Source organism: Pseudomonas sp. RA_35y_Pfl2_P32, assembly GCF_963970735.1.
Lineage (GTDB): Bacteria > Pseudomonadota > Gammaproteobacteria > Pseudomonadales > Pseudomonadaceae > Aquipseudomonas.
Map to the genome: position 1 here is coordinate 1 of NZ_CAXAQF010000255.1, position 489 is coordinate 489.

Annotated in this window: 1 protein-coding gene; it reads right to left on the bottom strand. The window is 64.0% G+C overall.

Features of this window, described 5'->3' with window-relative positions; genetic code table 11:
- Positions 1-199: 199 nt before the first annotated feature.
- A partial coding sequence (locus AACY45_RS28140; protein ID WP_339548741.1) for a hypothetical protein occupies positions 200-489 on the bottom strand: 290 nt, incomplete at its 5' end.

Sequence of the window (489 nt, forward strand, 5' to 3'; positions counted from 1 at the left end):
CTGCTTGATCTGACCGATGTTCATCGTAACGTCTCCTGTGTGTCTGCTGGACCCCATGTCCTCGACAACATCTTCAATTCCTCTCTCCTCCCCGGCCCTTCGGCCGGGCAGGGCGCGAAAGCGCCCCTCACCGACGCGCTTTTCGCGTGGCGGTGGATCGCCTTGAGGGTCTTGGGGCCGACCTTCGTGGAGGGCGTCGCTACGAGGGACCGCAGGGGTGATCAGGGATCGTTGCCGGGGGGTGGCGCTGAAGGTGACGCCGGGCTGTCGCCAGTTTTCGCAGGGCGGAATTGAGGAACAGTCCGTGCGAGCTTTCCGCATCGATCAGCGCGGCACGTTTGGTCAGCTGGGTTTCCCGGTGTCGAATGGCGTCGATCGCCATCATGACATCGTCGAGGGTGAGGGCGACGACCGTCTGAGACGGAAGGAGCGGGACGCAGCGTAGGGCGAACGGGAGGAAGTGCGGCGCAATGGGCAAGTGGTGTGCCA